The sequence below is a fragment of the Mesorhizobium sp. ISC15 genome (assembly GCF_037162615.1).
In the GTDB taxonomy this organism is placed as follows: domain Bacteria; phylum Pseudomonadota; class Alphaproteobacteria; order Rhizobiales; family Rhizobiaceae; genus Mesorhizobium; species Mesorhizobium mediterraneum.
This window is the reverse complement of the sequence record NZ_JAVSPX010000001.1, coordinates 575,181-589,771: the sequence shown is the minus strand read 5'-3', so window position 1 is coordinate 589,771 and position 14,591 is coordinate 575,181. Positions and strand designations below refer to the sequence as shown.

Here is a 14,591-nt window from a genome sequence, read left to right as displayed (position 1 = left end):
CTTTGGCTCGGCTGTTGTCCGCTCAATCGGTCTCGAAATTGCCGCGAGGAACAATAAGGCGATACTCGAGGCGGTCCCTGGTGATTTCAAGTGTCGCCGTGCCGTTCAGCGACGCAGGGACGACGCGCTCGAGCGCGACACTGCCAAAACGCTTCTCGCTGGGCTGATTGTCGTTGGCTCCGATGGCTTCGGCCCATGTCAGCGACAGGGCGGTCTCACCAGCGGAAGCAGCCGTCAGATCGGCCGTCACCTCGACGAATCCGTCGGCTCGCGACAGCGCGCCGTAGCTGACCGAATTGACGGCTAGCTCGTGCATGGCCAAGCCGATATGCAGGGCGGCATTGGGGTTGAGGTATGGATTTGCACCCTGGAAACGCAGGCTGCGCGAGGGGTCGGCTCCATAGCGGCCGACCTGACCGGACACCAGTTCGCGCAGTGCCGCTCCCCGCCAGTTGGACGAGGTCACCAGATCCTGGGATGAGGCAAGCGATTGCAGCCGGCCGCGAAAGCGTGTCAGGAAATCACCGAGCGTGTCTGAATAACGGCTGGTCTGGGTGGCGATGCTCTGGATGATGGCCAAAAGGTTCTTCGAGCGGTGGCTGACCTCGCGCAGCAGCGTCTTCAGGGTCTGCTCGCGACGTTTCTGCTCGGTCGTTTCGACCATGGTGGTGACGACGCCCTGCACGGCGCCGCCGTCGTCGTGATCGGCATCCACCCATATTTGGAACCAGCGAACGCCATCGTCGGCGGGAATGCTGAGTTCAAGATGTTCGGGATTGCCGGATGCGATGACGTTGCGTTTGGCCGCACCGATACGCTCCGCCTGCGCTAGTGGCAGGTTGCCGTTGCTGTCGGCCGTATCGGAGGCCCATGGCGGGCGCATGTTGCGGGCCCAGACGGTTTTCATCTCGCGATCCTGATAGAGAACCGAGATGCCGGCATTGTGCAGCGCATGGAGAAGGGCCCTACCAAGCTGCATTCCACTCTCAGCGGAATGCAAAGCGATGATCTCATCACTTCGTCCGCTGTCTTTCATGTCTCCGGCTCTGGATTGCATCGCACTTCACCCGCCCAGTCCAGGCTGAACGGATGACGGAAAAATGGGTTCCCAAAACAGGTCCGCCGAGCGACGTCCCGTTGAAGGACACCGCCCGGCGGTAGCTGGAAACCGCTTGAGGGGTGCGGCTCCCAGTGTCTGATCGCACCTAGCGTTCACGACGCCCGTTTGAACAAGCCCGCGATAAGCGAAATGATCAGGAAAGCGAGAAAGATGAAAAACAATATCTGCGCTATACCGGCAGAGGTGCCGGCGATGCCGCCGAAACCAAGAGCGCCTGCAATGATCGCGACGACGAGAAATACGAGCGCCCAGTAAAGCATGATCCATCTCCTTCGAATGGTGTGGCAAAAACGCCTTTCGCTGCCGTTTGTTCCACCATTTCCCGAAAAAGACGATCCCTGGAAATCTTTCCGGCCCGAATTGAATCGTCACGAGCAGGGAAAGTTCGAGGCGCAAAGGACGTTTGCCAGCCGCAAAGGGCCAGCGTCGTTTGATCTGTGGAAAACAGAGCGGCGCTAGGCTGGGCCTATGCGGTCCTATGCAGCGGCTTTCGCATGCCGGTCGAAGAACAGCGCCTGGCTGATCAGGGCCTTGACCATCTCCGGATTGAACGGCTTGGTGACGAGGAAGGCCGGCTCCGGCCGCTCGCCGGTCAGGAGACGTTCGGGAAAGGCGGTGATGAAGATCACCGGCACCGGCGTGGACGACAGGATTTCGTTCACCGCTTCGATGCCCGAGCTGCCGTCGGCAAGCTGGATGTCGGCCAGCACCATTTTTGGCCGCGTCTTTGCGAACATAGCCACCGCCTCGGCGTGGGTACGCGCAGTCCCGACGACGCGGTGACCCAGGCTTTCGACCATTTGCTCGATGTCCATGGCGATCAGCGGCTCGTCCTCGATGATCAGCACATCGGTTGCCACCTGGCGGGAAATCTCGTTGCTGGCCTCGGTGAGAAGTTCGGAGAACTCCTCATCGTCGACGTCGAGAATCTCCGCCGCCTCGTCTTCGCTGAAACCTTCGACGGCGACCAGCAGGAAGGCCTGGCGGGGGCGCGGTGAGATCGCGTTCAGATTGGCGGCGGCGCGCTGTTCCCACGCCGACTGCGGGTGCTCTTGCGGAACGCGGATGGCGACCGAGGTGAATAGCCTGGCGAAGACCTTGTAGAGCGCGATGCGGTCGTTCGACGCGTTCGGAAAGATGTCGACGTCGGCGATGATGGCTTCGAGCATCGCGGCGACCAGCGCGTCGCCACTCTCCTGAGATCCGGAAACGGCCCGCGAGAAGCGGCGCAGGAACGGCAGGTGTGGAGCGATGGTTGCGGATAGGCTCATGACGGACGTCTCCCTCTGACGTAAATGCATAGATTGCAGGCCAAGCTGATTACAAGTCCCGAAAATAGCCCTGAAAACACAAACGCCGGATTTCCGAAAAAGTTCCGATGGTTGTGGAACTAATATAATGGGACGGCGTTTGAGGTCGGGATGGGGCAACCCGACGAGGGGGCCGCTTGCTTTGCGTCTTGTGTTGAGGGGCGGCCGGGTGCTGGGAACAAAGGGCGAAATGAAGACATGACGAAAAATACCACGGCTGGCGCTGCAAACAGGCGCCGGGCTGCTTCCGGCGACCCGCTCGGGCCAAATTCGGAAATCGGCCGCAAACTCAAACAATATTACGACGAGCTGGTCTCCGACAATGTGCCGGATCGCTTCGCCCAATTGCTCAGCCAGTTGGAACGGGCCCAACCTGCACAGAAAAAGGACTGAGGCATGGCGGCTGTCTCCCAGAGCTTCAAGACCGATCTGCTCGGCTCGATTCCGAGCCTGCGGGCCTTCGCCGTATCGTTGACGCAAAACGCCGACAAGGCCGACGATCTGGTGCAGGAAACGCTGGTGAAGGCCTGGGACAAGCATGAAAGCTTCGAGCCGGGCACCAATCTCAAGGCATGGCTGTTCACCATCCTGCGCAATGAATTCTATTCGCAGATGCGCAAGCGCGGCCGCGAGGTGCAGGACAGCGACGGCATCATGACGGCCAGGCTAGCCGTCCATCCGGCCCAGCACGGCCAACTCGACCTCAAGGACTTTCGTAGCGCGCTCGAGCAATTGCCCGAGGACCAGCGCGAAGCCATCATCCTCATCGGCGCTTCGGGCTTTTCCTACGAGGAAGCCGCCGAGATCTGCGGCTGTGCGGTCGGAACGATCAAGAGCCGCGTCAGCCGCGCCCGCACGCGGTTGCAGGAAATCCTGAAGATTTCCGGCGATGACGAGTTTGGCCCGGACGCGATCTCGGCTCAGGTGACGGGGTCGAACGCCGCCTGAACACTGACCCCGGCAATGCGCGCCTCCGTTTCCGGACCCTCAAACAAGAGGTCCGCGCCCGCACGCCGCCGCCACTGCCTGCACGAGGTCGTCTCCCGAATAGGGCTTGGTGACCAATCTGATATCGGGAAAGGACACCTTGATTTCGTCCATGTCGGAATAGCCCGAGGCGAAGACGAAAGGCACGCCCGATTCGCGCAGCCGCGAAGCGAAATCGAGCGTCGAAGCGCCGCCCAGCATGAGATCGACGATGGCTGCGTCGAATCGCAAGGCAACGTTCTTGCGATCGATCTCACCCAGATCGCGGGCGATGGTCACGTCGCCGGCGCCGTAGTCGCGGCAAAGCTGCTCGACATCCATGGCGATCAGGAATTCATCCTCCAAAACAAGAATCCGCAATCCGTCAAGCAGGGGTGGCACGTGGCAATGTCTCCGTGGCGCGCAGGGAAAAGGGGAAGCGCAGGGAACAGAGGAGTCATGATCGCTATTTGGTGTCCTGTCATCTAAAGTTATTTGGCATTCTGTTATGTAAAAAAACATGTCGGTCGCAGACGACGGAATCTCGATCGTTCAACAGACGATCCGCAGGCTTAGCTCGCGCTGGGGGGTAGCCGGCTGCTGATCTGACGCCGGTCCTGGGATGTTCGGTTCGGGCTGGACTCATACGCGGAAACACCCTTTCATGGACCTTGTTCCGATTTCGGAACCTTGGTGAGTATCGAGCGTTTGAAACCAAGCAAGCGCAAGGAGTTAAGCAATGGCGACTGCCGCAGGAAAGACCGCGAACGCAAGCCGGGCGAATTCGGATCTCGAGGCCGACATCAGGCAATTGAAAGCCGATATCGAAAAACTCACCAAGCAATTGGCCAAGACCGGCGAACATGGTTACGGGACGGCCCGCCGCGCCGCGACCGAAGGCGTCGAGCAACTGCGCGCCCAGGGCGAAGCGGCCTTCGACACCCTGCGCAGCAACGCCAAGGACCTCGAAGCGCAAGTGGCGGCGAGCGTGCGCGAAAAGCCGGTGACGTCGCTGGCGATCGCAGCCGGCGTCGGCTTTCTGTTCGCGCTTCTCGCGCGCCGCTAGCCTCAGCCCAGATGGGAATGCTGGCATCGCTGATCTCGGGCCTCGCCTCGGGTGAGACCGTTGCAGCCGTGCGTCGCGCGCGCACGGCTGCAATCGTCTATGCGCTCGCGGCACTTGCAGCACTGTGCGGCCTCGGTTTCCTCGTCGGAGCGGCCTATATTTGGGTGGCGGGCCGCTACGGGCCGATGGCAGCCTGCTTTGGTTTCGGAATCGGCTTCCTGGTGATCGCAGGGGTCCTCCTGCTTATTTATCAGCTGTCGGCCGGCGCGCGCGCCCGACGCAGGGCGCGGAGGCGCAATGCCGACATGAAGGCGATCGGCATCACGGCTGCGCTCGCCATACTGCCGACGCTGCTCAAGGGGAAAGGTGGCCTGGGCACCATTCTCGGTCCGGCGATCGCACTCGCCGCCTACGCCATCTACCGCGAGAATATAAAGCCCGATGCCGACGATCCGGATGCCGGCGAAGCGAAATAGCTCGAAGCGATTCTTCTTCTTGTTCGACCATGATCTTATCCGAAAACCGGACCCCACTTTTCGCTGACGAGGACCTTCGGTTCGGGATCAGGGTCGAGCCATCACTTCGACAGATCCTCCAGCGGCATCGATATTTCGGCAAACACGCCTTCCGGTCGGAATTCGTGGGTCACTTCGCTGGAGATGACCTTAGCCAGGCTGCGGCGGATCAGGATCGAGCCGAAGCCGTGGCGTTCGGGCGAGGCAACTTCAGGCCCGCCGCTTTCGCGCCAGGTCAGCACAAGACGCCGTGCGCCTTTCCGGCCCTGTGCCTTCCAGTCGAGATCGACCTTGCCCGCAGCCGCCGACAGCGATCCGTATTGCAGCGCGTTGTTGGCCAGTTCATGCAGGATCAGGCCGAGCCCGACCGCCTGGTCGGGCGAAAGCAGGAGATCGGCGCCTGAGATCGTCATGCGCGGCTGTTGGGCGGTGTCGAATGGCTTGACCTCGATCTGCACGAGTTCGCGAATGCCGATGCCGCGCCACTCGCGGTCGGACAGCAGGCTGTGGGCGGCGCCTAGCGCCTGAAGCCTGGCGCTAAAGGCTTCGAGGAACTCGCTCGGCTGGCGGGCATGGCGAACGGTTTGCGTCGCCAGTGCCTGCACGGTCGCCAGCGTGTTCTTGACGCGATGGTTCAGCTCGCGCAGCAAGAGCCGTTGCCGCTCGTCGCCGAGCTTGCGTTCGGTGACGTCGTAATTGACGCCGAAGATCAACGTCGGCTTGCCGTCGCCGTCGCGCTCGATGACACGGCCGCGCGTAGCGAGCCAGCGCGGCGGACTGAAGCCCTTGACGCGGTATTCGCCAAAATAGTCGTCACCGCTGGCCAGCGCGTCGCGAAAGTGCGTCTCGGTCTGGTAGACATCGCGCGGGTCGATGGCAGCAAGGATATCGCGCGCCCTTAGCCGATTCGAGCGCGGCAGGTCGAACAGCTCGGACAGCCGGACATCGCATTCGATCATATCGGTGGGGATATCCCATGCCCAGCTAGCGAGCGAGGCGGCGTCGAGCGCTATGGCGCGCCGCTTTTCCTCACGCGCCAGCGCCGCAGCGGCGCTGGCGCCGTTGCGGGTGGCGTCCTTCAATGCGAACAGGCTGGCGGCGAGACTGGCGAGCGCCGTCAATTGTTCGAGCTTGGCTGTAGACGGCGACGCGCGCGGCTTGCGGTCGAGCACGCAGAGCGTGCCGATCCGGGCGCCGGCTACCACAATCACCGCACCCGCATAGAAACGGACATGGTGCTCGCCGGTGACCAGCGGGCTGGCGTTGAAACGCGAATCCGTGCTCGCATCGGTCACCACCATCGGCTCGTCGCCGGCGGCAATGGCGTGGGCGCAGAAAGATGTATCGGTCGCGGCCTCGGTCTCATCCAGGCCGACACAGGACTTGAACCATTGCCGCTCGACACCGAGCAGCGTGACGAGCGCGATAGGCGCTTGCATCACCGCGGCGGCAAGAGCGCTGATACGGTCGAAGTCAGGATCGGCCGTCGTGTCGATTGCATCGAGACCGTGGAGCACGGCAAGCCGGTCCGCGGCGCCAACCGCGCCAAGCACATCGACCGGCAGAGTCGGCTTTTTCACTACCCTGCTATCCACAAGGCCCCCAAATGCATCGGCTTGCAGCCATTCGCGCTAGGCCAGTTGCCTGGCTCTGAAACCGGAACCTTCGCCTTGAGGAACCGTTACCCAACCACGTTTTGCCAGCCGCGCCCGCCGGCGCCAAACGACATGCTTGCGCCAAACAACATGGAGGCCGATCATGCCCAAGATCGTTCCTGAAGACAAAGCCCGCCAGGGACGCTGGGGGTGGCACACTTTCCGTATCTTGATCGCCGCGCTGCTTTTGGCGTTTATCGCCTGGGGCATCGCGGAGATTTACGGCAACATGATAGACAAGACGTCGACAACCGAACAGGGCGAGCTTCCCAGGAACGAACAGGGCGAGATTCCCAAAGGCTGAAGCCTTCCGATCGACTGTGCCGGCCTGCATCACGCGGCCTTCGCTTGGACAGCGCGCGCCGGGACGAGAACGTTCAGCGCGCCAGGACGGATTTCGATCGTCGTTTCGCGGTCAAGCCTGACCAGTTCGCCATCCATGACGGCTCGGAATTTCTTGGTTGCCGAGTGGACTTTCAAAACGGCCCGGTCGGCCTGGTGGATTTCGACGTGCTCGCTGTCGCGCCATTTGCCGCGCGCCATGTCGAAGAGGAACCTGATCAGTTCGCCACGCCGCCGCGCCACCGTGACATAGATGCCGAGCACGCCGCCGGCGGGATTGTCGGCATAGGGTAGATGACCCTCACCGAACAGATTGTTGGTGATGCCGATGCCGGTGGTGCGCGTCACGATCTCGGCTTCGCCGATAGTCAGCGTCACCTTCATTGCCGACGGATTGTTGATCGCCGCCCAGGCAGCCTTCGCCGAGGCCCGCATCTTTCCCAACCGCGAGCCAAACTCCATGGTCTGGCGAAGTTGAACCATCCTGGCATGCATGCCGATCGAGAACTGGTGCACGAATGGCTGGCCATTGGCGGTTGCCATATCGACTGCGATCACCTCGCCGTCGGCAAAGGATTTCACTGCCGCGTCAAGGGTCTGTGGGATGCCGAGCCCGCGCGCGAACAGGTTCATCGTGCCAGCCGGCAAAATGGCAAGTGCCTTCTTCTTGCCCATCAACCGAGCCGCCGCGGCCGAAATGGTGCCGTCGCCGCCACCGGCCAGAACAATGTCGATGCTGTGCTTCGAAGCGATGCGGTCCAGCGCTCTAACGATGTCATTGCCGGCAACGATGTCGATATCGATGGAGTGACCTGCTGCCTCCAATGTCTGGCGCATCCGGTCGGTGAACGCGGAAAGATCAATCGTGCGCAAGGTGCCGCCCTCCTGGTTCAGCACCGCCGCAAATCGCATCCCCCCGCTCCGTTTTTTCTTGTCAGCCATTGGGTAATCATCGACCAGGACAGACCCAGCCACAGGCTGAAACGGGGCGGCTGAAAAAAAGTTCCGCAGCTCTAACGAAAATACAGGCGCGAATCTCACCGGCCGACTGCCTGATTGGCGCGGTTCGGAGGGTTTTTTCACGACGCTCGCCATGGTTTCGGAACAACGGCGCGGTCACGACGTTGTGAATATATAGCGCCGCGACCAATCTCCCACCGGCGGCCCGTGGCGTGAACGAAATAACGCACGAGGAGATTACAATGATCCGCACCCTTTTAACCACCACCGCACTCGCAGCGTTGATTGCGACCGGCGCATACGCGCAGACGGCCACAACCCCGGCGCCGACGCAGGATCCAGCAGTCCAGGATACCGCTCCGGCTGCCCCCATTCCGCGCGCCGAAGGCAGCTTGGTAACCAATATCATCGGTGAATCTGTCTATAATGGCACAGCCGACGATGCCGAGAACATCGGCAATGTCAGTGATGTCATCTTCGATGAAAACGGTCAGGCGAAATCCGTCGTCATCGGCGTCGGCGGCTTTCTTGGCGTCGGCGCCAAGAATGTCACTTTCGACTACAGCAAGCTGCAGTGGGCCGAACGCAATGGCGACCGCTGGCTGATTGCCCAAACCACAAAGGATGAATTGACGGCTCAGCCGGACTTCGATCGCAAGCCCTATGATCCGGCTCCTGCGGCCAGCGACACCACGGCCACGGCTCCTCCAGCCCCTTCTGGCGCGACCGATACCACCGCACAGAACGCTCCGGCGGCTCCGGCTGAACCGGCTCCTGCCGAACCCGTGAAGCGCGCCGATGGGAACCTTGCCACCAACATCATCGGTGAAACCGTCTACAACGGCACTGGCGACGATGCTCAAAACATCGGCGACGTGAACGACATCGTCCTGGCCAAGGATGGCATGGCCGAGTCGCTAATCATTGGCGTCGGCGGCTTCCTTGAGGTTGGCGAAAAGAACGTGGCCTATCAGTTCGACAAGGCTAAGTGGGCGGACAGGGACGGTGATCGCTGGCTGGTGGCCGAGACCACGAAGGAGGGGCTGGAGGCGTTGCCGGAGTTCGACCGCAGGCCCTATGATCCCGCCCCGGTGACTACCGCATCCACTGACGCGGCGGCGCCGGTAGCTACCACCCCTACCGTCACTCCGGCTCCAGCACCGGCGGACAAGACGGCGCAAGCCCCCGCGGCAACGCCTGACACCGCTGCTCCGGCCCCAATGGACAAGACAGCCGAGGCTCCGGCTGCAGCAACGCCTGACGCCTCCGCCCCCGACCAGACGCAGACCGCTGCGATCGACAAGTCGGCGCTGACCGAAATGCCGGTCGACAAAATCCGGTCCGAGGATCTGGTTGGAACCACCGTCTATGGCGCCAATGATGTCAATGTCGGTGAAATTGGTGACGTCGTGCTGACGGGCGACAAGAAGGTCGACGCCGTCATCATCGACGTCGGCGGTTTCCTTGGCGTTGGCGAGAAGGAGGTGGCGATCGGCATGGACAACCTCAAATTCATGACCGACAAGGATGGCAAGCGCTATCTCTACACGAACTTCACCAAGGAGCAGCTCGAGGCGCAGGCCCCCTATGACAAGGCTACATATGCGCAAAACCGCGACACACAGCGCATGATCATGCGGTAGTTCGCTCCAACGATGAAAAAGGCCCGTGCCGGCAACGGCGCGGGCCTTTTCATGACTGGAAAGGTGGCAGGCCTGCGACGTGGCCGGCAACGCCATCCTCGGTCAGTTCGGCAAGCGCCAGCGACTGGTCGAGATGTTCGGCCCGCCAGGCAAGCAGCCTTTCGGCAAGCTCCAGCCGGACTGGCAAATAGGCCGGGTCGCCAGCGACATTGGTTAGCTCGTCTCGATCCTTCTCCAGGTCGAACAGCAGTGGCGGCAGGCCGCCGCCGAAATGTACATATTTGAATTTTTCCGTGCGGATGACGGCCAGATTGCACTGGCGCGGACCATGCCGAAGTGGCGCTCGGCATCACCGTCGGCTACCGAGCGGAAATCGAACTCCCAATGCGCGGCCTCGCGCCAGTTGTCCGGCTCCCCGGCATCCAGGAACGGCTTCAGCGATTGTCCGTCGAGATGCGGCGGCGTTTCCTCGCCAAGCAGATCGAGCAATGTCGGCGCTATGTCCACCGCCTCACTGAAGCGGTCGACGCTGGCGCCGGCCGCATTGCGGCGACGCGGGTCGCGGATGATCAGCGGAATATGAAAACTGCCGTCGAAGAAGCCGCCCTTGCCCAGCATGTAATGGTCGCCCATCATCTCGGCGTGGTCCGAGGTCAGCACGATGATGGTGTCATCCCATGCACCCGCCGCCTTGACCGCCTGCCAGATGCGGCCAAGCTGCGCGTCGACCTCCGAGATCATGCCGTAATAGAGTGCGCGGATGCGGCGAAAATCGTCGTCGCCCCAATCGCGCACCTTGCCTTCGGCGCCGGGGCGGAATTTTGCCCGCTGCTGCTGGTCAAGATCATAGGCAAGGTAGGGGTGGCTCTCCGCCTCGGCCTGCCAGCTCGCGGCGCGGCGGAAGGCTGTGCCGTCGGCCGGATCATACATCATATTGTAAGGCTCCGGCACGATGAAGGGCGGATGCGGGCTGAGGAAGGAAAGATGCGCAAACCACGGTGTGTCGCGCTCCTGTTCGCCAAGCCAGCGGACGAATTCGCCGGTCAGGAAAGCGGCTGGGGTCTCGTCCTTCGAATAGACGGGCGGCGCGCTGGTCACCGCGCTTTCGATCCTGCCTCCAATCTCGCTCGCCGGCCGATGGATGTCGGGAAAGCCGGCGCCGCTATCGATGCCGCGCGCCTTGAGCCAGGACAGCCACGGTTTCTGATGCTCCGGCAGGAGTTGGCGCACGGTGAAGCCGGGCAGCACGCCTTCGTAGCTTTTCAGCCGCGGGTCGCCTGGCGCCAGAGCGCGCGGGTCGGGCGACACGTCGGTATAGCCGAACAGCGTCGGATCATAGCCGAGGCTGCGCGCCCAGAGCGCGATGTTGCCGTGGCGTGCGTCGAGCGGAGTGCCGTTGCGGCAGACGCGGTTGTTCATCTGGTAGAGGCCGGTGTAGAGGCAAGCGCGCGCCGGCGAGCAGGGCGCCGCGCCGCCATAGTGTTCTCTGAACAGTACACCCTCGGCAGCGAGTGCGTCGACGTTTGGGGTCCGCACCACCGGATGACTGACAGCCGACAGACAATCGCCGCGCCACTGGTCGCAGGTGATCAGGAGAATGTTCTGGCGTCTGCCTTTTTCGGCCAATCGCTGTATCCTTCCCATCATGTATCCGTGCCGCTCATGGAGCCGAATTTTGGCGATGACGCAAGCCTGACGGGTTTTCTGAATAGTGAACAGAAATCGCCTTATTGTTCACTTTTCCAGCACATTCTATTCTGCGTTTGCGGCCTTTGCCGCCGGCTGGCGGGTCCTCATATTGGCGTGGACCGCGGCATGGGCCGCACAGGACAAGGGAAGGAGCAGGAAAATGCTCGACCAGATCAAGGGCCTGCATCATGTCACCTCGATGGCCAGGGATGCACGCCAGAACAATGAATTCTTCACAAAAAAGCTTGGCCTGCGCCGGGTCAAGAAAACCGTCAATTTCGACGCGCCGGATGTCTACCACCTCTACTATGCCGACGAGGTCGGCACGCCCGGCTCGGTGATGACCTATTTCCCCTTCCCCAACATCGGCAAGGGCCGCCACGGCGTCGGCGAGGTCGGCACCACGGTCTATTCGGTGCCCGAAGGCACGCTCGCCTATTGGGAAATGCGTTTTGCCGATGAGGGCGTCATGGGGCTGTCGCGCGAAGAAACATTCGGCGAGAAGCGGCTTGCCTTCGCCGGTCCCGATGGCGACGGGTTTGCGCTGGTCGAGAACAAGGCCGACCATCGTGCGCCATGGGCGAAAGCTGGCATTCCCTCCGACGAGGCGATCCGCGGGTTTCACTCGGTGTCGCTCAGACTCAAGGATGGCGGCGCCACAGAAGAGCTGCTGAAATTCATGGGCTATGAGGAAGTCGACACATCCGGCAACGTAAAACGGCTGGCAGTGAAGAACGGCAATGGCGCCAATTTCGTCGATATCGAAGCGCTGCCGGGCGCTGCTTTTGCTGATCTCGGCGCGGGATCCGTCCACCACGTCGCCTTCGCCGTCGAAAACCGCGCCAAGCAACTCGAAGTGCGCAAGGCGCTGATGGACACCGGCTATCAGGTGACGCCGGTGATCGACCGCGATTATTTCTGGGCGATCTATTTCCGCACGCCTGGCGGCGTGCTGTTTGAGGTCTCGACCAACGAGCCGGGCTTCGACCGCGACGAGGATACGGCCCATCTCGGTGAGGCGCTGAAGCTGCCGACGCAGCACCAGCATCTGAGGCCCTATCTCGAACAGCATTTGCAGAAGCTCGAAGACTGAGGACAGGGCCATGAGCAAGGACGCTTACATCCACAAGGTGCTGCCCGGTTCGCCGGGCAGCGCGCTGCTTTTCGTCTTCCACGGCACCGGGGCCGACGAGAGCCAGCTTCTGTCGCTCGGGCGCGATCTCGCGCCGCAGGCGACCATCATCTCGCCGCGCGGCGATGTCTCGGAACACGGTGCGGGACGCTTCTTTCGCCGCACCGGCGAGGGCGTCTACGACATGGGCGACCTGGCGCGGGCGACGGACAAGATGGTGGGTTTTATCAGGGCACATGTCGAGGCGGCAAAACCCTCGTCGGTGCTTGGCCTCGGCTATTCCAACGGCGCCAACATCCTGGCCTCGGTGGTGTTCGCTGCGCCGACGCTTCTCGATGCGGCGGTGCTGATGCATCCGCTGATCCCGTTCGAGCCGCAGGTGCACGGCAGCCTTGCCGGCCGCCGCATCCTGGTCACCGCCGGCAGGCGCGATCCGATCTGCCCGCCCAACCTGACGTCGCGGCTGGAGGCGTATTTGCGCGCCGATGGCGCCGATGTCACAGTGGAGTGGCATGACGGCGGCCATGAGGTGCAGTCGAACGAGATCGAGGCGGCGCGGCGATTTCTGTCCGCTACGCCGGTAGAAGGAGCGTAAGCAATGCTTGACCAATTGCCGGAGATCGAACTGGAGGACCGCGGCTCCAAGGGCCGTTATCTCTTGCGCGGGCCTGATGGCGCCGAGGCGGAGATGACCTTTACCAAGGTCGGCGAGCACCAGATCATCATCGACCACACCGAGGTGCCGGATGCATTTCGCGGCCAGGGTGCCGGGCTTCGCCTCGTCACCCGCGCCGTCGAGGACGCGCGCGCGGCGGGCAAGAAGATCATCCCGCTTTGCCCGTTCGCCAACGCCCAGTTCCATCGTCACAAGGAATGGGCCGACGTGCTGAAACAGTAGGTTCGGCTCAATTCGGCCACCTGAGCGCGCGGGATGACGGTGGAAGAGCGGGTGGCCACAACGGGATAACGTCTCTGGCATTTGCGCAGTTCGCACATCTTGCCTAATTAGGCATATCGCCTGCAGACTGGCTGCGTCTGAGGCACACCCCCTTAACCGAATGGCTCCCTGATGACCGAATCCGATCTCGTCCCCGTCTTCGACGGCCACAACGATACGCTGCTCCGGCTCTATCAGTCGAAAGACACCGATGTCGAAAAGCTGTTCATCGAAGGGACGCAGGGCGGCCACATCGACCTGCCCCGCGCGAAGAAGGGCGGCTTTGCCGGCGGCATGTTCGCGATCTTCCCGCCGCCGGCTGAGAAATCCAGGCGCAGCGCGGTGCCGCCGGCACCCAGCGACAACGAGCCGTTGCCGCCCGAACTCTCCCGTGCCGACGCGCTCGATTCCACCATCGCCATGGCCTCGATCCTGTACAGGCTGGAGCGGGCGTCGGCGCTCACCGTTTGCCGCAGCGCCGGCGACGTGCGAAACGCGATGGCGCAAGGATCGATCGCTGCGGTGTTCCATATCGAAGGCGTCGAGGCGATCGACCCCGAACTGACGATGCTCGACGTGCTGTATGCCGCCGGCTTGCGCTCGCTCGGCATCGTCTGGAGCCGCCCGAACGCCTTCGGCCACGGCGTGCCGTTCCGCTTTCCGTCGACACCCGACACCGGACCTGGCCTGACCGATGCCGGCAAGGCGCTGGTCAACGCCTGCAACCAGCTCGGCATCATGGTTGACCTTTCGCATCTCAACGAAAAGGGGTTTCGCGACGTGGTCGAGATCAGTGATGCACCGCTGGTCGCGACCCATTCCAATGTCCATGCGATCTGCGGCCATTCCCGCAACCTCACCGACTGGCAGCTCGGCGCGATCCGCGACTCGGGCGGCATGGTCGGGCTGAATTTCGCCACCGGATTCTTGCGCGAAGACGGCAGGATGAATGCCGACACCAGTCTCGACATCATGGCGCGCCATGTCGATTCGCTGCTGCAGGCGCTGGGCGAAGACGGCGTCGGCCTCGGGTCCGATTTCGACGGCGCCATGATCCCGGCTGTGATCGGCGATGTGACCGGCCTGCCGAAGCTCATCGATGCGCTCGCCGCGCGCGGCTTCGGTCGCGCGCTGATCGAGAAGATCGCCTATCGCAACTGGATCAGCATGCTGGAAAAGACGATCGGGTAGGGTCTGCTGATATTCAGGTGATGCCGGCCTGCGAACGGCGGTTCCTGCGCTTACCTACAGCGCCG

17 protein-coding genes and 1 pseudogene are annotated in these 14,591 nt (G+C 62.4%); 11 read left to right on the top strand and 7 right to left on the bottom strand.

Annotated elements, in window-relative coordinates:
• Window positions 1-22: 22 nt before the first annotated feature.
• Together RPG13_RS02915 and RPG13_RS02910 are read right to left on the bottom strand one after the other, a co-directional pair.
• Entirely contained in the window at window positions 23-1,057 is a 1,035-nt protein-coding gene (locus tag RPG13_RS02915) for a sensor histidine kinase (RefSeq protein WP_095487162.1), read from the bottom strand.
• A 155-nt stretch (window positions 1,058-1,212) separates the two neighbouring features.
• On the bottom strand, window positions 1,213-1,380 hold the full coding sequence (locus RPG13_RS02910; protein ID WP_023797107.1) for a DUF1328 domain-containing protein: 168 nt from the start codon (window positions 1,378-1,380) through the stop codon (window positions 1,213-1,215).
• Between RPG13_RS02910 and RPG13_RS02905 the strand changes: the two genes are divergently transcribed.
• Window positions 1,379-1,579, top strand: coding sequence for a hypothetical protein (locus RPG13_RS02905; protein WP_128243003.1), 201 nt, complete (start codon window positions 1,379-1,381; stop codon window positions 1,577-1,579). The genes RPG13_RS02910 and RPG13_RS02905 overlap by 2 nt on opposite strands.
• A gap of 17 nt (window positions 1,580-1,596) precedes the next feature.
• On the opposite strand, the gene RPG13_RS02900 is transcribed toward RPG13_RS02905, so the two are convergent.
• Window positions 1,597-2,391, bottom strand: coding sequence for a response regulator (locus tag RPG13_RS02900; RefSeq protein WP_095487160.1), 795 nt, complete (start codon window positions 2,389-2,391; stop codon window positions 1,597-1,599).
• A 237-nt stretch (window positions 2,392-2,628) separates the two neighbouring features.
• On the opposite strand from RPG13_RS02900, the gene RPG13_RS02895 reads away from it, so the two are divergent.
• Both RPG13_RS02895 and RPG13_RS02890 read left to right on the top strand, forming a co-directional pair.
• Window positions 2,629-2,823 carry a NepR family anti-sigma factor gene (locus RPG13_RS02895; RefSeq protein ID WP_095487158.1) on the top strand — a complete coding sequence of 65 codons (195 nt, stop codon included), beginning with the start codon at window positions 2,629-2,631 and terminating at the stop codon, window positions 2,821-2,823.
• A gap of 3 nt (window positions 2,824-2,826) precedes the next feature.
• A complete protein-coding gene (locus RPG13_RS02890) occupies window positions 2,827-3,378 on the top strand; it encodes an RNA polymerase sigma factor (RefSeq protein ID WP_029348707.1) in 552 nt (183 codons plus the stop codon).
• 39 nt (window positions 3,379-3,417) lie between these two features.
• Here the strand turns inward: RPG13_RS02890 and RPG13_RS02885 are convergent, their stop codons facing one another.
• Window positions 3,418-3,798 (bottom strand): response regulator, encoded by a 381-nt coding sequence (locus RPG13_RS02885; RefSeq protein ID WP_095487156.1) that lies wholly within the window; start codon window positions 3,796-3,798, stop codon window positions 3,418-3,420.
• Window positions 3,799-4,135: 337 nt separating this feature from the next.
• Here RPG13_RS02885 and RPG13_RS02880 point away from each other — a divergent pair, with 337 nt between their 5' ends.
• Both RPG13_RS02880 and RPG13_RS02875 read left to right on the top strand, forming a co-directional pair.
• Complete coding sequence (locus RPG13_RS02880; protein WP_095487154.1) at window positions 4,136-4,462, top strand: DUF883 family protein; 327 nt, start codon at window positions 4,136-4,138, stop codon at window positions 4,460-4,462.
• 11 nt (window positions 4,463-4,473) lie between these two features.
• Window positions 4,474-4,938: a hypothetical protein gene (locus RPG13_RS02875; protein WP_126104628.1), complete on the top strand. Its 465-nt coding sequence runs from the start codon at window positions 4,474-4,476 to the stop codon at window positions 4,936-4,938.
• 101 nt (window positions 4,939-5,039) lie between these two features.
• Here the strand turns inward: RPG13_RS02875 and RPG13_RS02870 are convergent, their stop codons facing one another.
• Window positions 5,040-6,572 carry a sensor histidine kinase gene (locus tag RPG13_RS02870; RefSeq protein WP_126104629.1) on the bottom strand — a complete coding sequence of 511 codons (1,533 nt, stop codon included), beginning with the start codon at window positions 6,570-6,572 and terminating at the stop codon, window positions 5,040-5,042.
• A gap of 163 nt (window positions 6,573-6,735) precedes the next feature.
• On the opposite strand from RPG13_RS02870, the gene RPG13_RS02865 reads away from it, so the two are divergent.
• Window positions 6,736-6,936, top strand: a complete 201-nt coding sequence (locus tag RPG13_RS02865) for a hypothetical protein (RefSeq protein ID WP_095487148.1) — start codon at window positions 6,736-6,738, stop codon at window positions 6,934-6,936.
• A 29-nt stretch (window positions 6,937-6,965) separates the two neighbouring features.
• Here RPG13_RS02865 and RPG13_RS02860 read toward each other — a convergent pair whose 3' ends face one another.
• Window positions 6,966-7,886, bottom strand: coding sequence for a diacylglycerol/lipid kinase family protein (locus RPG13_RS02860; RefSeq protein WP_126104630.1), 921 nt, complete (start codon window positions 7,884-7,886; stop codon window positions 6,966-6,968).
• A 290-nt stretch (window positions 7,887-8,176) separates the two neighbouring features.
• Here RPG13_RS02860 and RPG13_RS02855 point away from each other — a divergent pair, with 290 nt between their 5' ends.
• Entirely contained in the window at window positions 8,177-9,577 is a 1,401-nt protein-coding gene (locus RPG13_RS02855) for a PRC-barrel domain-containing protein (protein ID WP_337124350.1), read from the top strand.
• A gap of 49 nt (window positions 9,578-9,626) precedes the next feature.
• Here RPG13_RS02855 and RPG13_RS02850 read toward each other — a convergent pair.
• Window positions 9,627-11,203, bottom strand: a pseudogene (locus RPG13_RS02850) (alkaline phosphatase family protein).
• Between the two features lie 223 nt (window positions 11,204-11,426).
• Here RPG13_RS02850 and RPG13_RS02845 point away from each other — a divergent pair.
• The 4 genes from RPG13_RS02845 to RPG13_RS02830 all read left to right on the top strand — a co-directional run bounded on the left by RPG13_RS02845 (window position 11,427) and on the right by RPG13_RS02830 (window position 14,526).
• A complete protein-coding gene (locus RPG13_RS02845; RefSeq protein ID WP_337124349.1) occupies window positions 11,427-12,359 on the top strand; it encodes a VOC family protein in 933 nt (310 codons plus the stop codon).
• Between the two features lie 10 nt (window positions 12,360-12,369).
• Entirely contained in the window at window positions 12,370-12,993 is a 624-nt protein-coding gene (locus tag RPG13_RS02840) for an alpha/beta hydrolase (protein WP_127204268.1), read from the top strand.
• Between the two features lie 3 nt (window positions 12,994-12,996).
• Window positions 12,997-13,296 (top strand): GNAT family N-acetyltransferase, encoded by a 300-nt coding sequence (locus tag RPG13_RS02835; protein ID WP_095487136.1) that lies wholly within the window; start codon window positions 12,997-12,999, stop codon window positions 13,294-13,296.
• Window positions 13,297-13,467: 171 nt separating this feature from the next.
• Window positions 13,468-14,526, top strand: coding sequence for a dipeptidase (locus RPG13_RS02830; RefSeq protein WP_128242996.1), 1,059 nt, complete (start codon window positions 13,468-13,470; stop codon window positions 14,524-14,526).
• The last annotated feature ends 65 nt before the right edge of the window (window positions 14,527-14,591 follow it).

Excerpts from the sequence above, each read along its gene's own strand:
- RPG13_RS02915 (WP_095487162.1), bottom strand. The coding sequence starts at position 1,057 with ATGCAATCCAGAGCCGGAGACATGAAAGACAGCGGACGAAGTGATGAG.
- RPG13_RS02905 (WP_128243003.1), top strand. The coding sequence starts at position 1,379 with ATGATCCATCTCCTTCGAATGGTGTGGCAAAAACGCCTTTCGCTGCCG.
- RPG13_RS02910 (WP_023797107.1), bottom strand. The coding sequence starts at position 1,380 with ATGCTTTACTGGGCGCTCGTATTTCTCGTCGTCGCGATCATTGCAGGC.
- RPG13_RS02900 (WP_095487160.1), bottom strand. The coding sequence starts at position 2,391 with ATGAGCCTATCCGCAACCATCGCTCCACACCTGCCGTTCCTGCGCCGC.
- RPG13_RS02895 (WP_095487158.1), top strand. The coding sequence starts at position 2,629 with ATGACGAAAAATACCACGGCTGGCGCTGCAAACAGGCGCCGGGCTGCT.
- RPG13_RS02890 (WP_029348707.1), top strand. The coding sequence starts at position 2,827 with ATGGCGGCTGTCTCCCAGAGCTTCAAGACCGATCTGCTCGGCTCGATT.
- RPG13_RS02880 (WP_095487154.1), top strand. The coding sequence starts at position 4,136 with ATGGCGACTGCCGCAGGAAAGACCGCGAACGCAAGCCGGGCGAATTCG.
- RPG13_RS02875 (WP_126104628.1), top strand. The coding sequence starts at position 4,474 with ATGGGAATGCTGGCATCGCTGATCTCGGGCCTCGCCTCGGGTGAGACC.
- RPG13_RS02865 (WP_095487148.1), top strand. The coding sequence starts at position 6,736 with ATGCCCAAGATCGTTCCTGAAGACAAAGCCCGCCAGGGACGCTGGGGG.
- RPG13_RS02860 (WP_126104630.1), bottom strand. The coding sequence starts at position 7,886 with ATGCGATTTGCGGCGGTGCTGAACCAGGAGGGCGGCACCTTGCGCACG.
- RPG13_RS02855 (WP_337124350.1), top strand. The coding sequence starts at position 8,177 with ATGATCCGCACCCTTTTAACCACCACCGCACTCGCAGCGTTGATTGCG.
- RPG13_RS02845 (WP_337124349.1), top strand. The coding sequence starts at position 11,427 with ATGCTCGACCAGATCAAGGGCCTGCATCATGTCACCTCGATGGCCAGG.
- RPG13_RS02840 (WP_127204268.1), top strand. The coding sequence starts at position 12,370 with ATGAGCAAGGACGCTTACATCCACAAGGTGCTGCCCGGTTCGCCGGGC.
- RPG13_RS02835 (WP_095487136.1), top strand. The coding sequence starts at position 12,997 with ATGCTTGACCAATTGCCGGAGATCGAACTGGAGGACCGCGGCTCCAAG.
- RPG13_RS02830 (WP_128242996.1), top strand. The coding sequence starts at position 13,468 with ATGACCGAATCCGATCTCGTCCCCGTCTTCGACGGCCACAACGATACG.